This window comes from Actinomycetospora callitridis, assembly GCF_028737265.1.
Taxonomy (GTDB): domain Bacteria; phylum Actinomycetota; class Actinomycetes; order Mycobacteriales; family Pseudonocardiaceae; genus Actinomycetospora; species Actinomycetospora callitridis.
The window spans coordinates 774,403-795,865 of record NZ_JAQZAK010000001.1 but is presented as its reverse complement, the minus strand read 5'-3'; the positions used below and the strand labels follow the sequence as shown (position 1 = coordinate 795,865).

General features: G+C 74.1%; 19 protein-coding genes. 6 read left to right on the top strand and 13 right to left on the bottom strand.

All coding sequences use genetic code 11. The annotated features are described in order from the left end of the window. Positions 1-29 precede the first annotated feature (29 nt). From PH191_RS03820 to PH191_RS03810, 3 genes are read right to left on the bottom strand one after another with little or no spacing between them, the layout of a single operon-like run. Complete coding sequence (locus PH191_RS03820; protein ID WP_274193286.1) at positions 30-263, bottom strand: hypothetical protein; 234 nt, start codon at positions 261-263, stop codon at positions 30-32. Next, positions 260-2,248 (bottom strand): hydantoinase B/oxoprolinase family protein, encoded by a 1,989-nt coding sequence (locus PH191_RS03815; RefSeq protein WP_274193285.1) that lies wholly within the window; start codon positions 2,246-2,248, stop codon positions 260-262. The genes PH191_RS03820 and PH191_RS03815 overlap by 4 nt, the downstream gene beginning before the upstream one ends. Further along, positions 2,245-4,326, bottom strand: a complete 2,082-nt coding sequence (locus PH191_RS03810; protein WP_274193284.1) for a hydantoinase/oxoprolinase family protein — start codon at positions 4,324-4,326, stop codon at positions 2,245-2,247. Before PH191_RS03810 ends, PH191_RS03815 begins: the two co-directional genes overlap by 4 nt. A 122-nt stretch (positions 4,327-4,448) precedes the next feature. On the opposite strand from PH191_RS03810, the gene PH191_RS03805 reads away from it, so the two are divergent. After that, positions 4,449-6,101, top strand: a complete 1,653-nt coding sequence (locus PH191_RS03805; RefSeq protein WP_274193283.1) for a helix-turn-helix domain-containing protein — start codon at positions 4,449-4,451, stop codon at positions 6,099-6,101. On the opposite strand, the gene PH191_RS03800 is transcribed toward PH191_RS03805, so the two are convergent. Beyond that, the gene (locus PH191_RS03800) at positions 6,061-7,149 is read right to left on the bottom strand and encodes a LacI family DNA-binding transcriptional regulator (protein WP_274193282.1); all 1,089 of its coding nucleotides are present in this window, start codon (positions 7,147-7,149) and stop codon (positions 6,061-6,063) included. The genes PH191_RS03805 and PH191_RS03800 overlap by 41 nt on opposite strands. Before the next feature lie 16 nt (positions 7,150-7,165). Continuing rightward, entirely contained in the window at positions 7,166-8,098 is a 933-nt protein-coding gene (gene kce / locus PH191_RS03795) for a 3,5-dioxohexanoate:acetyl-CoA acetone transferase (RefSeq protein WP_274193281.1), read from the bottom strand. A 297-nt stretch (positions 8,099-8,395) separates the two neighbouring features. Here kce and PH191_RS03790 point away from each other — a divergent pair, with 297 nt between their 5' ends. Genes PH191_RS03790 through PH191_RS03775 form a run of 4 tightly spaced genes read left to right on the top strand, consistent with a single transcriptional unit; the run spans position 8,396 to position 13,104 of the window. After that, complete coding sequence (locus tag PH191_RS03790) at positions 8,396-9,295, top strand: FAD binding domain-containing protein (protein WP_274193280.1); 900 nt, start codon at positions 8,396-8,398, stop codon at positions 9,293-9,295. After that, positions 9,288-9,788 (top strand): (2Fe-2S)-binding protein, encoded by a 501-nt coding sequence (locus tag PH191_RS03785; protein ID WP_274193279.1) that lies wholly within the window; start codon positions 9,288-9,290, stop codon positions 9,786-9,788. Before PH191_RS03790 ends, PH191_RS03785 begins: the two co-directional genes overlap by 8 nt. Beyond that, complete coding sequence (locus PH191_RS03780; RefSeq protein ID WP_274193278.1) at positions 9,785-12,214, top strand: xanthine dehydrogenase family protein molybdopterin-binding subunit; 2,430 nt, start codon at positions 9,785-9,787, stop codon at positions 12,212-12,214. The genes PH191_RS03785 and PH191_RS03780 overlap by 4 nt, the downstream gene beginning before the upstream one ends. Next, positions 12,211-13,104 carry a cyclase family protein gene (locus tag PH191_RS03775; protein WP_274193277.1) on the top strand — a complete coding sequence of 298 codons (894 nt, stop codon included), beginning with the start codon at positions 12,211-12,213 and terminating at the stop codon, positions 13,102-13,104. The genes PH191_RS03780 and PH191_RS03775 overlap by 4 nt, the downstream gene beginning before the upstream one ends. A gap of 4 nt (positions 13,105-13,108) precedes the next feature. Here the strand turns inward: PH191_RS03775 and PH191_RS03770 are convergent, their stop codons facing one another. The 6 genes from PH191_RS03770 to PH191_RS03745 all read right to left on the bottom strand — a co-directional run bounded on the left by PH191_RS03770 (position 13,109) and on the right by PH191_RS03745 (position 18,277). Next, positions 13,109-13,465, bottom strand: a complete 357-nt coding sequence (locus PH191_RS03770) for a PRC-barrel domain-containing protein (protein ID WP_274189469.1) — start codon at positions 13,463-13,465, stop codon at positions 13,109-13,111. 11 nt (positions 13,466-13,476) lie between these two features. Beyond that, on the bottom strand, positions 13,477-13,941 hold the full coding sequence (locus tag PH191_RS03765) for a hypothetical protein (RefSeq protein ID WP_274193276.1): 465 nt from the start codon (positions 13,939-13,941) through the stop codon (positions 13,477-13,479). Between the two features lie 83 nt (positions 13,942-14,024). Then, a complete protein-coding gene (gene mnmA / locus PH191_RS03760) occupies positions 14,025-15,098 on the bottom strand; it encodes a tRNA 2-thiouridine(34) synthase MnmA (RefSeq protein ID WP_274193275.1) in 1,074 nt (357 codons plus the stop codon). A gap of 70 nt (positions 15,099-15,168) precedes the next feature. Beyond that, positions 15,169-16,356 carry a cysteine desulfurase family protein gene (locus PH191_RS03755; protein WP_274193274.1) on the bottom strand — a complete coding sequence of 396 codons (1,188 nt, stop codon included), beginning with the start codon at positions 16,354-16,356 and terminating at the stop codon, positions 15,169-15,171. 148 nt (positions 16,357-16,504) lie between these two features. Then, a complete protein-coding gene (locus tag PH191_RS03750) occupies positions 16,505-17,464 on the bottom strand; it encodes an electron transfer flavoprotein subunit alpha/FixB family protein (RefSeq protein WP_274193273.1) in 960 nt (319 codons plus the stop codon). A 30-nt stretch (positions 17,465-17,494) separates the two neighbouring features. Then, positions 17,495-18,277, bottom strand: coding sequence for an electron transfer flavoprotein subunit beta/FixA family protein (locus PH191_RS03745; protein WP_274193272.1), 783 nt, complete (start codon positions 18,275-18,277; stop codon positions 17,495-17,497). Between the two features lie 261 nt (positions 18,278-18,538). On the opposite strand from PH191_RS03745, the gene PH191_RS03740 reads away from it, so the two are divergent. After that, the gene (locus PH191_RS03740) at positions 18,539-18,709 is read left to right on the top strand and encodes a hypothetical protein (RefSeq protein WP_274193271.1); all 171 of its coding nucleotides are present in this window, start codon (positions 18,539-18,541) and stop codon (positions 18,707-18,709) included. A 39-nt stretch (positions 18,710-18,748) separates the two neighbouring features. Here the strand turns inward: PH191_RS03740 and PH191_RS03735 are convergent, their stop codons facing one another. Continuing rightward, positions 18,749-19,762 (bottom strand): ABC transporter substrate-binding protein, encoded by a 1,014-nt coding sequence (locus PH191_RS03735; protein ID WP_274193270.1) that lies wholly within the window; start codon positions 19,760-19,762, stop codon positions 18,749-18,751. Positions 19,763-19,791: 29 nt separating this feature from the next. Further along, positions 19,792-21,456: a condensation domain-containing protein gene (locus PH191_RS03730; protein ID WP_274193269.1), complete on the bottom strand. Its 1,665-nt coding sequence runs from the start codon at positions 21,454-21,456 to the stop codon at positions 19,792-19,794. Between the last annotated feature and the right edge of the window lie 7 nt (positions 21,457-21,463).

The window sequence follows — 21,463 nt, the reverse complement described above, 5'->3', positions numbered from 1 at the left end:
CGAGCCCTCCAGGGCGTCAACGTCGATCATCATCGCAGGTGGACGCTGTAGGGCACGTAGCTGAAGCCGAACGGCGTCGGGCTGGGTTCGCGGCGGAGCACGTGCAGGCAGTCGGCGCAGCGCGCGACGAGGCACCAGCCGGTCACCTCGAGCAGCGGGTAGCCCTGCACCGCCGTGCCCCCGCACGACGGGCAGGTCTCGTCGAGGTCGGCCCGCGTGACGGTGAGCTCCGGCTCCTCGGGCCGCCCGAACAGCATCGTCACGAGCCCTCCTCCGTCGTCGGGGTCCGTCGCGCGGCGTCTCTCCGCAGCGCTTGCGTCGCCTCGCGGTCCACGGTCAGCTCGTCGGGCCCCTCGTCGACGTCGCCCAGGATCACCACGCCGTAGTCGACGCGGGCGCCCTCGAACGTCACGAAGCCGTCGCGCACGTCGCGCAGGACCGCGTCCGGGTCGCGGGCGAACGCCGCTCCCCAGCCCCCGGCCCCCGGCGTGCGCACGCGCAGGAGCGTCCCCGGGGTGGCGGCGATGTCGGCGTTCCCGGAGTGCCACCGTCCCTCGTACGGCGCCGCGGCCGCCCCCGAGTCGTCGAAGTACCCGCCCAGCGGCCGGATGTCCTCGTCGGACGAGCGCAGCCACCGTGCGGCGGCGGAGCCTCCGTCCGGCTCCCCGATCCAGGCCCCGCCGGGTCGCCCGGCGCCTCCGCCGTCCGCACCCCAGGGAAGGATCCGCAGGTGCAGGAGCATCGGGTAGACGTCGGCCTCGCCGACGAGCATCCGGTCGTAGACGACGCCCGCACCGCCGCGGTGCGCGCCGGGTCCGGCGGTGTCGGCGACGAACTCCTTGCGCAGGACGACGACGGGGTGGTCCTCCTCGATCGACTCGATCGACATGTCCATGAGGTTCTGCTGGCTCATCGACACGAAGTTCTCGCCGTCGCCCTCCGCGGACGCCCCGAAGCCCCCGAGCGCCAGCATCGGCGCGACGAACAGCTTGCGTCCCGACCCCGTGGGGTCCTCCAGCACGACCGGGATCGACTGGGTCGCCGCGGCGAGGCGCTCCGCGATGCCGTCGCCCGTGTTGCGACGGGGCCCGGACGGCGGGGCCGTGGTGCTGCCGGTCATCAACAGGCCCATGTTCGACCCGTAGTGCCCACCGAAGCCGGACCCCGGCGGAGCACCGGAGATGATCGCCTTGGTGACGGCGTTGAACACCGCCTCGGCCGCGTCGAAGTACATCGTCGTCGCCGCCGGCGGCCGCGCCGTGATGAACGTGCCCTCCGGCGCGACCACGGTGATGCACCGGAACGCCCCGGCGTTGTTCGGGTTGTGCGGGTCGCAGAGGAACTTCAGCGCGGTGTAGACGCCGTTCGCGGCGTCGAACACCGAGCAGTTCACCGACGACGCCGCCTCCCGCGTGGAGCCCGAGAAGTCGACCTCGACCTCGTCGCCGCGCTTGCGGACGGTGGTGCGCACGACGTACGGCTCGTCGTGGAACGCGTCGGCGTCGATGCCGTCCTCGCCGACGAAGTCGCCGTCGGGCAGCGCGCGCAGGCCCTCGCGCATCGAGCGGTCGGCGTAGTCGAGCGTGTAGGCCATCGCGTCGTGCACGGTGTCGACGCCGTGGGTCTCCGCGAGGGCGTGCAGGCGCTCCTCGGCGAACGTGCAGGCACTGTGCATGGCCTGCAGGTCGGCGATCATGTTGTCGGGCAGCCGGGAGTTGTCGAAGTACAGGTTGAAGCCCGGCGTCCACGGACGGTCGTCCTTGTAGACGGGCACGCCCGCGATGACGACGCCCTCCTCGAACAGCGACCGCTTGCGCGTCGAGTAGCCGCCCGCGGTGACCCCGCCCATGTCCATCAGATGCGCCTTGACCGCGACCCCGCCGATGAGCCGGTCGCCGACGAAGACGGGCTTGTAGAACCCGTTGTCGTAGACGTGGTTGCCGCCCTTGAAGGGGTTGTTCACCGCGATCATGTCGCCGGGGCGCAGGTTCTCGACGCCGTACTCCCAGAGCAGGTTGCGCACCATGAACGGCATGACGCCGGAGAAGTGCGCGAGGCTCTCGTTCATCGCGACGACGTCGTGCGCGAGGCCGCGCTCGAGGTCCTCGGGGCCGATCAGCGTCACGCAGAAGTCGAACGCGTCGCGGATGATCGGCGAGAAGCTCGACCGCAGGATGATCCGGCCGGCCTGGCGCACGGTCGCGAAGAAGGCGCTGCGGATGATCTCGAGCGCGACCTGGTCGCTCATGCCCGCCCCCACGTGATGATCATGTGGCCGGTCCCGTCGACGGTCATCACGTCGCCCGCCTCCAGCACCGTCGTCGCCGTCGGCTGGACGATCAGCGCCGGGCCCTCCACCCCCGCCCCCGCCGCGAGCCCGTCGCGCGCCAGCACCGGGACCTCCTGCCACCGCCCGTCGAGGTGCACGCGCGCGCTCCGGGGGGCGCCGATCCCGTCGACCACCACGGGCGCCGGTGCGTCGGGCGTCCCGAGCTCGACGGTCGCGGTGACCCGGGCCATCGTCGCCTTCACGTCCGCGCGCGGGACGGCGTAGCCCCAGGTGCGGCGGTGGGTGGCGTCGAAGTTCGTGCGCAGCTCGTCGATGGCGGCGTCGTCGAGGGGGCGCTCGGGCACCGGGACGCCGTTGGTCTCCCAGGTCTGGCCCTGGTAGCGGCCGTCGAGCCAGCGGGTGTAGGAGATGTCCCGCTCGCCGTACCCGGCCTCCGGCGCTGCGGCTGCGCTGCGCTGCGTGCGGCCCAGCGTCCGCGCCGCGTCGTCGCGCAGGCGCGTGTAGGCCGCCTCCAGCTCGTCCGGCACGAGCGCGCCCAGGGCCCGGACGACCGGCTCGCCGACGTCCATGCGCAGGTCGGCGAGCGCGAGCCCGTAGGCGCTCAGCTCCCCGGGCTGCGGGGGGACGACCACCGACTCGCTGCCCAGTGCCCGCCCGATCCGCGCGCCGAAGACCGGGCCCGCCGAGCCGTAGACGTAGAGCCCGAAGCGGCGCGGGTCGATGCCGTTGTAGACCGACACCTCGCGGGCCGCCTCGACCATCGCGGCGGTCGCGATGTCCAGGACCGCTCGGGCGGCGGACTCGGTGCTCAGGTCCGTGGCCCGCGTGATCGGCGCGAACGCCGCGCGCGCCGCGTCGGTGTCGAAGGTCGACGTCCCGCCCATGAACCGCGCCGGGTCGAGGATGCCCAGGACGGCCAGCGCGTCGGTCACCGTGGGCTCGGTGCCGCCGCGCCCGTAGCAGGCCGGGCCGGGGTCCGCGCCCGCGCTGCGCGGGCCGACCCGCAACGCTCCGCGCCGGTCGACCCAGGCCAGCGAGCCGCCGCCCGCGCCGATCGAGTGCACGGCCATCGCCGGGAGCGCGATGATCACGTCGTGCTCGATCTCGAGCTCGGTGGTCACGACCGGCTCCCCGCCGACCACGACCGCGCAGTCCGCGCTCGTCCCGCCGATGTCGAGCGTGATGAGGTCCGGCGCCCCGAGGCGCTGCCCGCCCCGGTGGGCGCCCGTGACGCCCCCGGTCGGCCCGGACTGCAACGTGTACGCCGGGCGTTCGCGGGCGGTGCCCACCGGGAGCACGCCGCCGTTGGACTGCATCACCATCAGCGGTCCGGTGTAGCCGGCCTCGGCGAGGCGGCGCTCGGCGCGGTCGAGGTAGCGCTGCACCGGCGGCCCGACGTAGGTGTTGACCACGGCCGTCGAGAAGCGCGGGTACTCCTTGAAGCACGGGTGCACGCCGGTCGACGTCCAGACCGGCACCTCGGCCAGCTCGGCGGCGATCGACGCCGCGCGCCGTTCGTGCTTGTCGTCGGCGTAGGCGTTGAGGAAGCAGACCAGGATCGCCTCGACCCCGCGCCCGACGAGGAACCGGACCTCGTCGGCCAGCGCCTCCTCGTCCAGCGCGACGACCTCGCGCCCGGTGCGGTCGATCCGCCCGGGCACCGTGCGGCGCAGCCAGCGCGGGCAGAACGGCTCGCGGGCGTCGCCGAACGCCCGCTGCCAGCGCGGGTTGAACTGGTCGCCGCTGGGGCGCTGTCCCCGGCCCATGGCCAGGACGTCGCGGAACCCCTCGGTCGTGATCACCCCGATCGTCGCACCGGTACGCGTGAGCACGGCGTTGAGCCCGACGGTGCAGCCGTGCAGGACCAGCGAGATCTCCGCCATCGGGATCCCGAGCGCGGCGATGCCGGCGAGGAACCCCTCGGACTGGTCGTGGGAGGTGGTGGGCACCTTGCACGTCGTCACCGCGCCGGTGACCTCGTCCACCGCCACGCAGTCGGTGAAGGTTCCCCCGACATCGATCCCGACCCGGTACACCAGGGCGCCCCCTCCGTCGACGAGTGACCGGGACACAGGGTCGTCCGGACGGCGCGGCTACGCTATGGCTCCCCGACCAACGGGGACGGGGGTCGGTTGTGCCGGCGACGCACGCGGAATGGATGACGGCGGCCGCGGACATCCTGCGCGCGCTCAACGCCGACGAACCCCGCGAGGCCCTGCTGAGCCGGATCGCCCGGCACACCTGCGCGCTCGTGCGCACCGACTCGTGCTCGGTGATGCTGCTCGACGACACCGGCGAGCGTCTCGTGCTGACGGCCGGTCACGCGCTGACCGAGCGCTACCGCCGCGACCTCGAGCGGCAGGCCCCGCTGCTGGTGCACCCCAGCGGGCGCGAGTCCGACCTGCCCGCCGCCCGGGCCGTCCGCGAGCGGCGCACCGTCGTGCTCCGCGACGTGGGCGCCACCGACGCCACCTGGCCGTGGCGCGAGCTCGCCCTGACCGAGGGCATCCGCTCCCTGCTCGCCGTGCCACTGGGCGGACTCGACGGCCGGGACCTGGCCGGCGTGCTCGTCGGCTACACCGGGCACGTGCGCGACCTCGCGCCGGACGAGCTCGCCGCCGCCGAGCTGATGGCCCAGTACGCCGGAACGGTCCTGCGCACCGCGGAGCTCCGCGCCGCGGAGCAGGCCACCATCCGGCGCCTGGAGCGGGCCGAGCAACAGGACCGCGAGCTGATGCGGCTGCTGCTCGACGACGCCGGGCTCGACGGCGTCCTCGACGCCCTCGCCGCCGCGCTGGACGCGTCGGTGACCCTGGAGACCCCGGAGGGCTCCCCGCTCGGCCGGGCGGGCCCGGAGGTGGCCGGGGTGCCGCCGACCGCGCGGTCCCGGGCGCTGCGCCGGACGCTGGCCGCCGCGGACGCCCACCGGACGATGGTGCAGGTGCCGCTCGGCGGGTCGGCAGGGGCCTGGGTGGCCCCGATCGCCGTCGCCGGCGAGCTCGTCGCGCGCCTCTGGGTGGCCCGGGTCGACGGCTGGGCCGACCGACCGGTGATCGAGCGCTTCTCGCTGCTCGTCGCGCTGGAGATGCTCCGGCGCCGCCAGGCCGTCGAGACCGAGCTGCGGCTCACGCGTGACCTGGCGGTGGAGCTGGTCAGCGGCACCGGCGACGAGCGCAGCCTGCTCGACCGCTCCGACGCCCTGCACCACGACCTGCGCCGCCCGCACACCGTCGTGCTGGCCCCGACCGGCACCGCGCCCGTGCTCGGCGGGTCACCCCTGGTCGGCGAGCACGAGGGCGCCCTGGTCGTCCTGGTCCCGGAGGCCGACCGGGCCCGGCTCGCGGCGGCGTTCGCCGGGGTCCCCGGTCCGGTGGTGATCGGTCCGACGGTGACCGCCACCGACGGCTATCCGCCGGCCTGGCGGATGGTCCGCACGGCCCACGCGCTGGCGGCCGAGGCCGGCACGACCGGCGTGCTCGACCTCGACGACCTCGGCGTCGCCGCGCTCCTGCTCGAGACCGGCACCCCCGACGGGCTGCGCCGTCTGGCCGACCACCGGCTGGGCGCCCTCGAGGAGCACGACCGCACCCGGGGCACCGACCTCGTCGCGACCCTGCGGGTCTGGGTGCGCAGCGGGTGCTCCACCGCCGACACCGCGCGCACGCTGCACGTGCACCCGCACACGATCAGCTACCGCCTGCGCCGCGTCGCCGAGCTCGCGGGCACCGACCCCCGGCGTCAGGAGGGCCTGTTCGAGCTCCAGGTCGCGCTCATGGTGCGCGCGGTCCAGGTCGGCGCGGCCCGGCCGTGACCGAGCGGGGGCAGCCGCAGCTCGTGCCGATGCGCAGGGTGTGGGGCACGGTCTCGTCCAGGGCGATGCCCCCGTGCCCGTCGATGCGCCGGATGAGCTGTTCCACCGCGGACTGCGCCATGGCGCGCCGCGCGAGGGTGATGGTCGTGAGCTCGGCCAGCATCGACGCGCCGGGGAAGACACCGTCGATGCCGGTGACGGCGACGTCGTCGGGCACCCGGATGTCGTGCTCGCGCAGCGTCCCGATGACCCCGGAGGCGATCGCGTCGGACCCGCACGCGATCGCGCGCGGGAGGTCGTCCGCGTCGATGAGGTGCTGCGCGACGCGCCGCCCGCCCTCGGCGTTGAGGAAGGCGATGAACCGCCGGTGCGGGGGCAGCGGGACCCCGAGCTCGGCGGCGGTGGCGACGAAGGTCCGGGCCCGCTCCGCCGACGACGACGAGCTCTGCGAGCCGGTGATGATCGCGAGATCGGTGTACCCGTGGCCCAGGAGGTGGCGCAGGATGTCGGACGAGAGCGCCGTCTCGTCCACCCCGATGAAGTCGGCCCGCAGCCCCGGAATCCGGCGGCTCACCTGCACGAACGGCATCTCGGCGCGGCGCAGCGTCCGGATGGCGTCGCCGTCGTCGGTGTGCAGCGAGGTCAGGACCATCCCGTCCACGCGGCGGGCGATCATCGTCCGGATCACCGTGTCCAGCGTCGGCGAGCTCTCCTGGGTGTGGGCGACGAAGACCTCGTAGCCCTGCGCGCGGGCGATGTCGATCGTCCCGGCCGAGAACTCCGAGTAGAACGGGTTGCTGATGTCGGTGAGCACCAGCCCGAGCACCCGGGAGGGCTCGGGCTCTTGCGTGCGTTCGTAGCGGTCGAGCGGATGACCGAGCTCGGCCGCCGTCGCGAGCACGCGGGCCCGCACCTCCGGCGAGACGCCGGGCCGGCCGTTGAGCGCGTAGGAGACGGTCGCCGCCGACACCCCGGCCCGGCGGGCGACGTCCGCCGCGGACACGCGCCGCGCGCGGATGCCCGTGCGGGGCCGCGCGTCGCCGGTCACCCGGGACAGCCTGCCGTCAGAACCCGACCGCGTCACGGCCCTTCAGCCCGAGGACGGCCCGGGCCTCGTCCGGGGTGGCGATCTCGAGGCCGAGGGACTCGACGATGTCCCGCGCGCGTCCCACCTGCTCGGCGTTGCTCTCGGCGAGCCGGCCCGGGCCGATCCACAGCGAGTCCTCGAGGCCGACGCGGACGTGCGAACCGGCCGCCGCCCCGATGGCCGCCAACGGCATCTGGTGACGGCCGGCGCCCAGGACCGACCACTCGTGGCCCTCGCCGAACAGGCGGTTCGCGGTGCGGCGCAGGTGCATGAGGTCCTCGGGGTGCGGCCCGATCCCGCCGAGGAGCCCCATCACGGTCTGGACGAACAGCGGGCCCTGCGTCAGGCCCCGGTCCCGGAAGTGCGCGAGGTTGTAGAGGTGGGAGGTGTCGTAGCACTCGAACTCGAACCGGGTGCCGCCCGCCCGCCCGATCTCGAGGACGGTCTCGATGTCGGCGAAGGTGTTCTTGAAGACGAGGTCCCGGCTCTTCTCCAGGTGCTCGCGCTCCCAGGCGTGCTCGAACTCGGTGAACCGGCCCAGCATCGGGTAGAGGCCGAGGTTCATCGACCCCATGTTCAGCGAGGCGAGCTCGGGCGCGAACTCCCGCGCCGGCCGCATCCGCTCGTCCACCGTCATGTGCGGGGAGCCGCCGGTGGTCAGGTTGACGACGGCGTCGGTGTGGCGCTTGAGCTCCTCGAGGATCGGCACGAAGTGCGCCGGGTCCTGGGACGGCCGGCCGTCGTGCGGATCGCGGGCGTGGAGATGGACGATCGCCGCGCCCGCCTCCGCGGCACCCAGGGCGGCCTCGGCGATCTCGCCCGGCGACACCGGCAGGTACTTCGACATCGACGGCGTGTGGATCGCGCCGGTCACGGCACAGGTGATGATCACTTTGCGCGGTGCGGGCATGGCGACCGCCTTCGGGCTCGAGTCGCGTGGGGGCCGCGTCAGCGTTGGCCCGCCCACGACCGTTAAGCAACGTTAAGGCTGCCCGTCGCAGCGGCGAGGGCCATTCGGACGCCGTGGGGCGAACGGGTCCGACTTAACGTTGCTTAAGTCCGGGCCCACCCGCCAGCATCGGCGGGCGCTGTGATCTGAGGCACACCTCACGGTGCGATCCGCCGACATCCGTCCACCACCCGTCGGCCTCCCCCACGACCCGGCATCGGGACGTCGGTCGCGCACACCAGCACCCCGGAGGTGCCCATGAAGCCTGCGCCGTTCGAGTACGCGGCACCCCGAGAACTCGACGAAGCGCTCGACCTCCTCGCCGAGCACGGCGACGAGGCGCGCGTGCTGGCGGGCGGGCAGAGCCTCGTGCGGATGATGAACGCGCGCCAGGTCAGCCCGGCCGTGGTGATCGACATCAACCGGGTGCCGGGGCTGGACACGCTCGGCCTCTTCGGCGACAACGGGTCGTCCACCCTGCGTCTCGGGGCCACGGTCCGCCAGCGCACCAGCGAGCTCTCCGGAGAGGTCGCCGCGTACGCCCCGCTGCTGGCCGAGGCCGGCGCGCAGGTCGCCCACGCGCCGGTGCGCGCCCGCGGCACCGTCGTCGGCAGCGTCGCCTTCGCCGACCCGTCCGCCGAGCTGCCGACCGCCCTGCTCGCGCTCGACGGGCTCGTCAAGGTCCGCAGCCGCGCCGCCGAGCGGACCGTCGCCGCCGACGACTTCTTCACCGGCCCGTTCCGCACCTCGCTCGCGCCCGACGAGATGGTGGTGGCGGTCGACGTGCCCGCAGCGCCCGGCCGCACCGGGAGCGCCTTCGTCGAGCTCACCCGCCGGCACGGTGACCTGCCGGTCTGCGGGGCCGCCGCCGTCGTCGGCGTCGGCGACGACGGACGGGTCTCCCACGTGCGCGTCGCGCTCTGCGGCGCCGACGAACGCCCGATCCGTGTCCCCGCCGTCGAGGCCGCGGTCCTCGGTGCCGACGGCCCGGCCGCGTTCACCGAGGCCGCGGCGGTCGCCGCCGACGGCACGAACCCGATCCCGAGCTGCCACGGCTCGGCCGACTTCCGCCGACACCTCGCCCGCGTGCTCACCGCCCGCGCCCTGCGCACCGCCTTCGCCCGTGCGGCCTCGCCGAAGGAGACGACCGATGCCTGACAAGGTCCGCGTCCGGATCACCGTGAACGGCACCCGCCACGACCTCCTCGTCGAGCCACGCACCCTGCTGGCCGACCTGCTGCGCAACGACCTGGCCCTCGCGGGCACGCACCTGGGGTGCGAGCAGGGCGTCTGCGGCGCGTGCACGGTGATCGTCGACGACACCGCGACCCGCTCCTGCCTGGTCTTCGCGGCGCAGCTCGACGGCTCGTCCGTGCGCACCGTGGAGTCGCTGGCCGCGGCCGACGGCACCCTGCACCCCATCCAGCGGGCGTTCACCCAGGAGCACGGCCTGCAGTGCGGCTTCTGCACCCCCGGGATGCTGATGGGCGCCTGTGAGCTGCTCGAACGCGTCCCCGAACCCGACCGCGAGGACGTCGAGGAGGCGCTGGGCGGCAACCTGTGCCGCTGCACCGGCTACCAGAACATCGTGCGGTCGGTGCGCACCGCCGGGCGGATCATGGCCGACGAGCAGAGCGAGGTCCGCGCATGAGCACCATCGAGGAGCCCGCCACCGAGACCCGTCGCTGGGTCGGGCAGAGCGTCCCCCGCAAGGAGGACCCGAAGCTGCTGACCGGGCGCGCCGGCTACATCGGCGACGTCGTCCTGCCCGGGATGCTGCACGGCGCGGTGCTGCGCAGCCCGCACGCCCACGCCCGGATCCTCTCGATCGACACGTCGGAGGCCGAGGCGCTGCCCGGCGTCGTCGTGGTGCTCACGGGCGCGACGGCCACCGGGTACGTCGACCCGATGCCGGCGTTCTGCGCCGAACCGGTGGAGCAGCGCGCGATCGCCGTCGACCGCGTGCGCTACCCCGGCGAGGCCGTCGCCGCCGTCGCGGCCACCGACCGCTACATCGCCGAGGACGCCTGCGCGCGGATCCGCGTCGAGTACGAGGTCCTGCCCGCCCTCGTCGACCCGGTCGCGGCGATGGACCCGTCGGCGACGAAGGTGCACGAGACCCTGGACTCGAACGTCGTCTTCCACCGCAGCCTGGACTGGGGCGAGGTGGACGCGGACCTGGCCCGAGCGCACACGATCGTCCGGTCGAGCGCGCGGTGGCACCGGATGGGGGCGCACCCGATCGAGACGGCCGGAGCGGTGGCCCACTGGGACCCGTTCGGCGAGTCGATGACGGTCTGGTCGAACAGCAACTTCATCAACTTCCTGCCGTGGGCGTTCGCCGGGATCCTGCGGGTGTCGACGAACCGGCTGCGCATGATCCCGTGCACGGTGGGCGGCAGCTTCGGCAGCAAGCACCTGATCACCAAGGTCATCTCGATCACCGGGGCGCTCAGCAAGGCCTGTGGGCGTCCCGTGCAGTACCTCGAGGACCGCGCCGACAACGTCGCGGCGAACGACAACGTCGGCTGCGACCGGATCTACGACGCGGAGCTGGCGCTGGCCGAGGACGGCGAGATGCTCGGCCTGGTGCTGCGGATCATCGACGACTACGGCGCCTACTTCCAGTTCGCCCACGGCCAGCACGGCAACGCGGTGGCCCAGCCCGTCGGCCCCTACCGGATCGGGAGCCTGCGCTACGACGTCTCGTGCGTGCTGACGAACAAGGTCCAGCAGGGCTTCTTCCGCGGGGCGGGCGCCGACCCGGGCAACTTCATCCTGGAGCGGCTGGTCGACAAGGCCGCCCTGGAGATGGGCATCGACCGCGTCGAACTGCGCCGGCGGAACTTCATCCAGCCCGACCAGTTCCCGTACAAGATCCCGACGGGCAACATCTACGACAGCGGCGACTACGAGGCCGTCCTCGACCGCGCGCTCGAGATCGCCGGGCTCGACGCGTGGCGCACCGAGCAGGAGCGGCTGCGCGCCGAGGGCCGCTACCTCGGCATCGGCCTGGCCACCTGCCAGGAGCGCTCGGGCTACAACGCCTCGGAGTGGTGGTTCCTCTACGGGGACGAGGCGCCGCTCCCGGCGACCAGCACCCCGGAGAGCTGCAAGATCGACGTCGACGCCATGGGCGGCGTCCGCGCGACGATCGGCTGCCCGCTGTGGGGCAACAGCCCCGAGACCGTCGTCGGCCAGGTCGTCGCCGAGGAGTTCGGCATCGACCCGTCGTCGGTCTCGGTCGCCTACGCCGACTCCACGAGCGGCGCGATCTCGGCCGGACCCGGCGGCAGCCGCGTCACGATCATGCTCTCGGGCGCGACCCGCGGCGCGGCGCGGACCGTCAAGGACAAGATGATCCGGGTCGCGGCGAGCGCCATGGAGATGGACGCCGAGGACGTCGAGTGCGTCGAGGGCGTGTTCCGCGCGAAGGGGGCGCCGGGCACGTCGATGACCATGGCCGAGGTCGGGATGCGGGCCCACCTGTTCAACGACGGCACCAGCAAGGCCGAGAGCAGCGGTCTCGTCGCGGTGCACACCTACGACCACCCGTACTTCACGCCGCCCACCGACGACCGCAGCGACCTGGGCGCCTTCTACCCGATGGTCTCCCACGCCTGCCACATCCCGATCGTCGAGGTCGACCCGGAGACCGGCGAGGTGACGCTGCGCGCCTACTACGTCGTGAACGACTGCGGCACCGTGATGAACCCGGCCCTGGTCGAGGGGCAGGTCGTCGGCGGCATCGTGCAGGGCATCGGGGCGGCGCTGATGGAGGAGTACCGCTACGGCGACTCCGACGGGACGCTGGAGACCCCGACGCTGCGGGAGTACCTGCTCCCGAGCATGCACGAGGTCCCCGAGATCGTGCTCGAGCACCTGGAGACGCCCTCGCCGTTCACCACCTACGGGGTGAAGGGGGCCGGGGAGGGCGGCCGGCTGGTGGCCCCGACGGCCATCGCGAGCGCCGTCGACGACGCGCTGCGTCCCCTCGGGGTGTGGGTGGACGAGCTGCCGATGACGCCCGAGCGCGTGGTCGGCATGGTCGCCGACGCCCGGGAGGGCCGACGGTGAGCGTGGTCGACCCGGAACGCGGGCCGGCGGCCTTCCGCAGTCCCGAGGAGATCCTCGCCGCGCTGGCCCTGCCCACGCGCGGCGAGGTCTTCTCGCTGGCGGTGCCGCGGTTCACCGACATGCCGCTGTTCGGCGCGCACCCGCCGTTCCGGGTGAGCATGGCGCGCACCCCCGGTGGGCTGCGCGCCGAGGGCGCCCAGCCGTGGGGTCCGCGCAACGGCGTCGGCTACGGGTACATGGCCGAGCTGCTCAGCGCGACGTCGCACAGCGGAGCCCACGTCGACGCCCTGGCCCACGTCACGATCGGCGACGACGACCACTGGTACGGCGGCGGCAACCCGCGCGAGCACCTCGGTGACAGCGGCCCGCGCCACGGCGACGCCTCGAAGCTGCCGCCCTTCGTCTCCCGCGGCGTCCTGCTCGACGTCCCGGGCCACCGCGGGGTGGACGCCCTGCCGCGGTCGTCGGTGGTGGACGCCGACGAGCTGGCGGCCGTCGCGGCGCACCAGGGCGTCGAGGTCCGGGCCGGCGACGTCGTGCTCATCCGCACCGGGTACCTCGGGCACTGGCCGGACACCGAGGCGATGACCCGTCACGCCACCGCCGGCCCCGACCTCTCCGCCGCCCGCTGGCTGCTCGACCGCGGGGTCGTGGCCGCGGGCAGCGACACCGAGACCTTCGAGGTCCAGCCGCCCCCCGACTACGGCGACCCCGCCAACCCGCAGCCGGTGCACAGCCTGCTGCTCATCGAGCACGCGATCTACCTCTTCGAGTCCATCTACCTCGAGGAGCTCGCCCGGGCCGGCGCGTACGAGTTCCTCTTCGTCGCGTTGCCCCTCAAGATCCAGGGTGCGACCGGCTCGATGCTGGATCCGGTCGCGATCGTCTGACGGCTCAGCGCCGGGCGAGGCGGCGTGCGGCGCCGACCGAGGCGGCCGGCAGGCCGTAGTGCTCGAACACCGCCGGCTCGTCCTCGGCGGCGAGCTCGCCGTCGGTGTCGATCGACGGCGCGTGCTTGGCGAGGTCCTTGGCCACCGTCACGCGCACGTGGTCCGGGGCGACCGTCGCCCCGGTCAGCGGCACGAACGCCAGCCGGCGGCGCCCGACCATGCCGACCACGACCGTCGCGAACACGGGCTCGTCGGACACCGTGTCGACGTAGATCGCCTCCAGGCTGCCGATCTTGCCGCCCGCGGGGTCGACGACGGACCTGCCCTGCCAGTCGCGGATGTTCTCCGCCTCGAAGCCCATGGCCGCGCAGCCTAGGGCGAGCGCCGCGCCGAGGAGAGGATCCGCACCGCGAGGCTCTCGGTGATGCCCAGCCGGGGCGTGTTCTGCCGGGCCCGCTCGACGATCTGCCGGGGCGAGAGGCCCATGTCGGCGTAGAGCCGGACGATGTTCTCCTGGGCGGGGGTCCAGGACGGCGTCGCGGCGCGGACCGGTCGCGCCTGCCGGGGCCGTCGGGGCGCCGGGATGTGGGGGGTCGCCTCGTGCACGGTCCCCAGGCCGGTGTTCTTCGTGGCGTACTCGCCCGCGGCGGCGCGCGCGGCGATCTCGTCGGGCTCGGCGACGCGGAAGGCGTCGCCGCTCTTGTTGACGGCCACCGCGGTGACGGTCGGGCCCCGGCGGTACTCGGCCTGGCAGGCCGGGGCGGTGCAGTAGGTGTATCCGAGTTCGGCGCGCTCCGCGTCGAGGACGACGCCGCAGCCGATGCAGTGCGTGCTCATGCTGAGCCCGATTCTACTCCTGACGCTAGACGCCCGGGGCGGCTCAGAGCGGCTCAGAGCGGCCCAGAGCGGCCCGGCGTGGCTCAGCGCGAGGTGGTGGCGATCGTGGCGCTGCCGAGCACGACGTCCCCGTCGGCGTCCGGCCGGTAGAACACGGCCGCCTGGCCGGGTGCGACCCCGCGCAGGGGCTGCTCGAGCACGACGTCGACGCCGTCGTCGCCCACCCGCACGGTCGCCGCGACGAGCCCGCCGTGGGCGCGGACCTGGACGGCGCAGGCGAGCGGACCGACCGGCGGCTCGACGAGCCACACGGGGTCGGAGGCGGTCAGCTCCGTGACGTCGAGCTCCTCGGCCGGGCCGACGCGCACCGTCCGGCTGACCGGCTCGAGACCCAGGACGTAGCGCGGCCGCCCGTCGGGGGCGGGACGGGCGATGCCGAGGCCGTGGCGCTGGCCGACGGTGAAGTCGTGGACGCCGCGGTGGTGCCCGACGACCGCGCCGGAGGGGTCGACCATCTCCCCCGGCGCCTCGTCGATGCGCTCGGCGAGGAACGCCTGGGTGTCGCCGGAGGGGATGAAGCAGATGTCGTGGCTGTCGGGCTTCTCCGCGACGACCAGCCCACGCTCGGCCGCCTCCGCGCGGACCTGCGCCTTCGGGCTGTCGCCGAGCGGGAAGAGCGCGCCCTCGAGCTGGTCGGGGCGCAGCACGCCGAGGACGTAGGACTGGTCCTTGTCCGGGTCGACGGCCCGGCGCAGCAGGCCGTCCTCCAGCCGCGCGTAGTGACCCGTCCCTACCGCGTCGAAGCCCAGCGCCCGGGCCCGCTCCAGCACCGCCGAGAACTTGATCTTCTCGTTGCACCGCAGGCACGGGTTGGGCGTGCGCCCGGCCGCGTACTCGGCGACGAAGGGCTCGACGACGTCGTCGCGGAAGCGGGTCGCGAGGTCCCAGACGTAGAACGGGATGTCGAGGACGTCCGCGCAGCGCCGGGCGTCGCGGGAGTCCTCCACCGAGCAGCAGCCCCGCGCGCCCTCGCGCATCGTCGCGGGCTTCGCCGAGAGCGCGAGGTGGACGCCGGTGACCTCGTGGCCCGCGTCGCGCAGCCGCGCCGCCGCCACCGCCGAGTCGACCCCGCCGCTCATCGCGGCCAGGACCCTCACGGTGCGCTCCGCGCATGTGAGCACTTCGGAGTGCTCCAGCACTCCGAAGTGCTCACATGCCGAAGGCACCTCATGACCGCGCCAGCGCGTCCCCGGCGCGGCGGGCGCGCTCGACGACGGGGCCGATCGCCTCGACGACGGCGTCGACGTCGGCGGCCGTGGAGTTGTGGCCGAGCGAGAAGCGCAGCGAGCCGCGGGCGAGGTCGTCGTCGAGGCCCATGGCCAGCAGGACGTGGCTGGGGCGGGCGACGCCGGCGGTGCAGGCCGAGCCGGTGGAGCACTCGATGCCCCGGGCGTCGAGCAGCATGAGCAGGCTGTCGCCCTCGCAGCCGGGGAACGACAGGTGCGCGTTGCCGGGCAGGCGCTCGCCGGGCCGGTCGAGCGGGACGCCGTTGAGGCGGGCGTCGGGCACCTCGGCGACCACGCGCGCCACGAGGTCGTCGCGCAGGGCGGTGAGGGTGGCGGTGCGCCGCTCGATGTCGCCGACGGCGGCCCGCACGGCCGTCGCCAGGCTCATCACGCCGGGCACGTCGAGGGTGCCGGAGCGGACGTCGCGCTCCTGCCCGCCGCCGTGCAGCAGCGGGGTGCAGGCGGCGTCGCGGCGCAACAGCAGGGCGCCGGCGCCGACGGGCCCGCCGAGCTTGTGGCCGGTCAGCGACAGCGCGTCGACGCCGCTGGCGGCGAAGTCGACGGGCACGGCGCCGACGGCCTGCACGGCGTCGGTGTGGAACGGGACCCCGTACTCGTGCGCGACCTCGGCCAGCGCCCGGACGTCGTTGACGGTGCCGACCTCGTTGTTGGCCCACATGACGCTGACCACGGCGACCTCGCCGGGATGGGCGGCGAGCGCCTCCCGCAGGGTCGCGACGTCGACCCGGCCCGTCGCGTCGACGCCCAGTACGTCGAGGGTGGCGCCCTCGTGCTCGGCGAGCCACTCCCCCGCGTCGAGCACCGCGTGGTGCTCCGCGGCCGAGACGAGCACGCGGGTGCGGCGGGGGTCGGCGGCGCGGCGGGCCCAGTAGAGGCCCTTGACGGCGAGGTTGTCGGCCTCCGTGCCCCCGGTGGCCAGCACGACCTCGGACGGCAGGGCGCCGACGGCCTCGGCGATCGACTCGCGCGACTCCTCGATCGCCCGCCGCGCCCGGCGGCCCGCCGAGTGCAGGGACGACGCATTGCCGACGCGCCCGAGCGCCTCGGTGAGGGTGGCCGCCGCCTCCGGCAGCATCGGCGTGGTCGCCGCGTGGTCGAGATAGGTCATCGACCGGCCAGCGTAATCCCCTCGTACACGATCGGCTCCCCCGCTCCGGGGTTCCGTCTCGCCCCGTGACGAGTCAGGAACGAGCGAAGGGCACCTCCGCTCGGAGAGATCGAGCGGAGGTGCCCTTCGGACACGAAACGCCGCGCGCCTAGGAGCTGCGCTTGCCGACCTCCTCGGTCAGCTGCGGGCTGATCGAGAAGAGGTCGCCCACGACGCCGAAGTCGGCGATCTCGAAGATCGGGGCCTCGGGGTCCTTGTTGACCGCGACGATCGTCTTCGAGGTCTGCATGCCGGCGCGGTGCTGGATCGCGCCGGAGATGCCGAGTGCGATGTAGAGCTGCGGCGAGACCGTCTTGCCGGTCTGCCCCACCTGGAACTGGTTGGGGTAGTAGCCGGAGTCGACGGCGGCGCGCGAGGCGCCGACCGCGGCGTGCAGCGAGTCCGCGAGGGTCTCGACCACGTTGAAGTTGTCCGCCGAGCCGACGCCGCGGCCGCCGGCCACGACGACGTTCGCCTCGGTGAGCTCGGGGCGGTCGCCGCCGACGATCGGCGCGCGGTTCGACACCTTGGCCGACTTCGCCTCGTCGATCGCCGGGACCTCGACGTTCTCCTGCGTGCCCGCCCCGGCGTTCTCCTCGATCTCGATCGAGCCCGAGCGCCACGAGATCACCGCGGTGTCGGTGGTCGCGCGCGACTGCACGGTGAAGGCGCCACCGAAGATCGAGTGGGTGCCCTCGCGCTGGCCGTCGACCTCGACGAGGTCGTTGAGCCAGCCGGAGTTGGTGCGGACGGCCAGACGCCCGGCGACCTCGCGGCCGTCGGCGCCGGCGGCGATGAGCACGGCCGGCGGGGAGACCCGCTCGACCAGCGCCGCCAGGGCGTCGACCTGCGGGGTCGACAGGTAGTTCACCGCGTCGTCGGACTCGGCGACGTAGACCTTCTCGGCGCCGTGCGCCGCGAGGCCCTCGGCCAGCTTGGCCGCGGTGCCGGGGGTGCCGACGACGACGGCCGCGGGCTCGCCCAGGCGGCGGGCCGCCGTGAGCATCTCGTACGTGTTCTTCTTGATCTCCCCGTCGACGTGGTCGACGAGGACCAGGACCTCAGCCATGGTTCTCCTCTGCGGTGTCGGTGGGGCGGATCAGATGAGCTTCTGGCCCACGAGGAACTCGGCGATCTTCTGGCCGCCGTCGCCCTCGTCCTCGACCTTCTGGCCACCGGACTTCGGCGGGCGCGGGGCGAACGAGTCGACCTGCACCAGCGAGCCGGCCAGGCCGACCTCGCCGGCCTCGAGCCCGAGGTCGGAGATGCCGAGCGCGCTCACCGGCTTCTTCTTCGCGGCCATGATCCCCTTGAAGGAGGGGTAGCGCGGCTCGTTGATCTTCTCGCCGACGCTGACGACGGCAGGCAGCGACGCGGTGACGTCGCAGGTGCCCTCGTCGGTCTCGCGCTTCACGCTCGCGGTGCCGTTCTCGACGGTCAGGGAGTTCGCGTGGGTCAGCGACGGCCAGCCCAGGATCTCGCCGAGCATCCCGGCCATCGCGCCGCTGCGGCCGTCGGTGGCCTCGTTGCCGGCCAGCACGAGGTCGACGTCGCCGACCGTGCCGACGGCCTTGGCCAGCACCTTGGCGGTGGTCACCGCGTCCGAGCCGTGGATGGCCTCGTCGTTGACGTGCACGGCCTTGTCCGCGCCCATCGAGAGGGCCTTGCGGATGGCGTCGGTGGCGCGGTCGGGGCCCACGGTGAGGACCGTGACCTCGGCGTCGCCGGCCTCCTTGATCTTGAGAGCCTCCTCGACGGCGCGCTCGTTGATCTCGTCGAGCACGGCGTCGGACGACGCACGGTCGAGGGTCTTGTCGGAGTCGGAGAGGGTGCGCTCCGACCAGGTGTCGGGCACCTGCTTGATCAGCACGACGATGTTCATGGGCCTCCTGCGACCTCCTGTGCTCGCATCCGTCCCGCGGACGTGTGGCTACCGACGGGTAGCTTACTTGTCGGTAACTTGCGTTCTGTCCCGACTCTCCCACGCCGGCGCGCGGAGAGCAGCGTGGCGTATCCCTCTCATGTTACCGGTGAGTAGGGTGTAGGAGCCTACTGACGAGTAACCTTAGGGCGCCCGAAATGGGGATATCCTGAGCCCACGCCGGGGCGGACAGGACCGCCCCGACACCCCCAGGGAGTCGTCGTGCCCGGTCTGTTCTCGAAGGTCCAGGAGTTCCTGCGCAGCCCGCAGGGCCGCAAGTACACCGACCAGGCGAAGCGCTACGCGTCGGACCCCAAGAACCGCGAGAAGGCTCAGGGGATGCTCAACAAGTTCCGCGGCAAGGGCGGCCACGGCGGCGGCGGCCACCGCTGACCCGCTCGCGCTGACGATCGCCGTGCCGCGGGTGCTCCCTCAGACCCGCGGCACGATCGTCTCGAGGTAGCTCTGCACGGCCTCGCCCTGCTTGTAGTGGCTGCAGTAGTAGTTCGGCAGCGGGAAGAGCCGCCCCTCGCGCACGGCGCGGACCTGCTGGAACGCGGGCTGGGCGAGCAGGGTCTGGGTGTTGGCGTCGACACCGCCCCGGGTGTCCGCGAGGTGCAGCACGACGTCGCAGTCCTCGAGCTGGGCCGGCGCCTGCTCGTAGGACAGGCGGCCCCCGGCGCCCGTCCTCCCCTCCGCGAACTGCCCGAACCGGAAGCCCGCGTCGGCGAGCACCACGCCGCTCCAGGACGTCGGGTAGTCGCTGAAGAACCCGCCACCGGACGAGCCCCGCACCAGGGCCCACCGCGTGCGTCCCAGGGTGGCGGCGTACTGCTCGCGGATCCGCGTCGCGTGCTGGTCGTAGCTCGCCTTCAGCTGCTCGCCCTGCGGGAGGCGGTTCACCGCGTCGGCGGTCCGGAGCGCCCGCTCGCCCCAGCTGCCCGGGTTCGCCGCGGCCGGGAGCAGGAGCGTCGGCCCGATGCCCGACAGCTGGTCGCCGAGGTCCGCGGGCAGCGACGGCACCAGGGTGCCGAGGATGAGATCGGGCGACTGCGCCGCGATCGCCTCGAAGTTCAGCGCGGTGGGCGTCCCGACCTTGGGGATGGCGTCGTAGGCCTGCTGGTACTCCGGCAGCACCCCGCCGACCGTGGCCTGCGCGGTGCCGGCGGGCGTCACGCCGACGTCGAGCAGGGCGTAGGTCGTGTAGAAGTCGGTGCACACGATCCGCTGCGGGTTCGCGGGGATCTCCACGGGTCCCGACGCGCCGGTGACGGTGCGCGTCGCGCCGCCCGCTCCGCCCGCGTCCCCGCCGCCGCACGCGGCGAGCACGAGCGTGGCGGCCGCGCCGCCGGTGCCGGCCAGGAAGCCGCGGCGCGACAGTGCGCTGCGGACGGCCGGGGGGACCGTCGGGCGGCGCGTCGGTCGGGTCGGCGTGGCGGTCGCCATCAGGGGCACTCCTCGGGGTCGGGGCGTTCTCAGGGGGTGGGCACGGCGGCGGGGAGACGCGCCGCCAGGGCGGCGACGGTCGGCGCCTCGAAGACATCTCGGACGGTGAGGGTCACCCCGAGCTCCTCGGAGACGCGGGCGAGGAGGCTCAGGGCCAGGAGCGACTGGCCGCCGAGGGCGAAGAAGTCGTCGTCCGGGCCCACCGCGTCGAGGCCGAGCACCTCGGCGACGATCGCGCCGAGGGCCTCCTGCACCGCAGGGTCGGCCCCGCGCCGGGCCGGCGTCCTGACGGGCGGAGCCGCCGGCAGCCCGGTCCCGTCGTCGATCTCCACGGGACCGTCGAGCAGGGGCACGTCCGCGAGCAGGCGGTCGGCCGGGGTCTCGACGAGCGTGCGCAGGAGGGCGTCGAGGCCGTCGCGGTGGGCCTCGACGGCGGCGGCGGCGTACGTCGCCGGGTTGGCGTCGACGTCGAGCGAGAGGCTGCCGTCGGGGCGGCGCTGCACGTGGACGGCGAGGTCGTGCACCGGGCCGCCGGAGACCGGGCGGCCGGTGCCCGTCGTCCGGGCGCCGAAGCGCAGGGACTCGGTGGGCAGGACGTCGACCCACGGACCCACCAGCGCGGCCTCGCCGCGGGGACCCGCACCGTCCGGCCCCGCCCCGCCCGATCCCTGAGGGGCGTCCAGCCGCAGGTCGCGGCGCAGGTCCTCGAAGCGGTGGTGCTGGTGCGCGCGGACGGCGGCGAGCTCGGTGACGACGTCGGCGAGGAGCTCGCCCACCGTCGTCGCCGGGCCCGGGTGCAGGCGCAGCGGCACGATGTTGACCAGCATCCCCGGCGTGCGGGCCGCGGGCTGACCGGTCCGGCCCAGCCGTCCCATCATCGGGACCCCGAGCACGATGTCGGGCGCGTCGGAGCGCCGGTAGAGGTACAGAGCGACGGCGGCGAGTACCAGCTCGGGCCAGTGCCCCGACCTGGCGCGGGCGGCGATCTCCATGTCCGCGACGACCCCGGCGGGCAGGGTGCTGCTGCGGCGCAGGAAGGTCCCCGACACGCGCCGCGTGCGGCCGGCGAGCGTCGCGGTCGCGGGCGCCCGGGGGAAGCGCTCCGCCCAGAACGCCCGGTCCTCGTCCGCGGTGCTCCGGCGCGCCTCGGCGTCGGCGGCCACCAGCTCGGCCAGCGTGCCGGCCCGCGACGGCGGTGCGGCGTCGGCCGCGAGGCGCGCCGTGTAGAGCGTCGCGACGCGGCGGGCGATGAGGGAGAAGCCGTACGCGTCCATCACCACCTGGTGGTAGCGGTGGAACCACACGTGGTGGGCCTCGTCCAGGCGCAGGACGGCCTGCGCGAAGAGCGGGCCGCCGTCCAGGTCGGCGGGCTCGGCCAGGGCGCGGTCCATCCACGCCACCGCGGCGGCCTCCGGATCGGCCTCGTCGCGCAGGTCGACCCGCGCCACCGTCCACGCCGGGCGCTCCGCCGGCGGCAGCGGCACCTGGCGGGGCGCCCCGTCGCGCACGACGAAGCGCACGTGCAGCGCCTCGGTCTCCTCGACCGCGTCGTGGATGGCGGTGGCGAGCACGTCTCCCGCGAGCGGGCCGGTGATGTCGATCCGCTCGCCGGTCGTGTGGATCGGATCGAGGTGGTGGGCGAACCAGATGCCCTCCTGGGCACCCGTCAGGGCCAGATCGCGCGCAGCGGTCACCACCGGC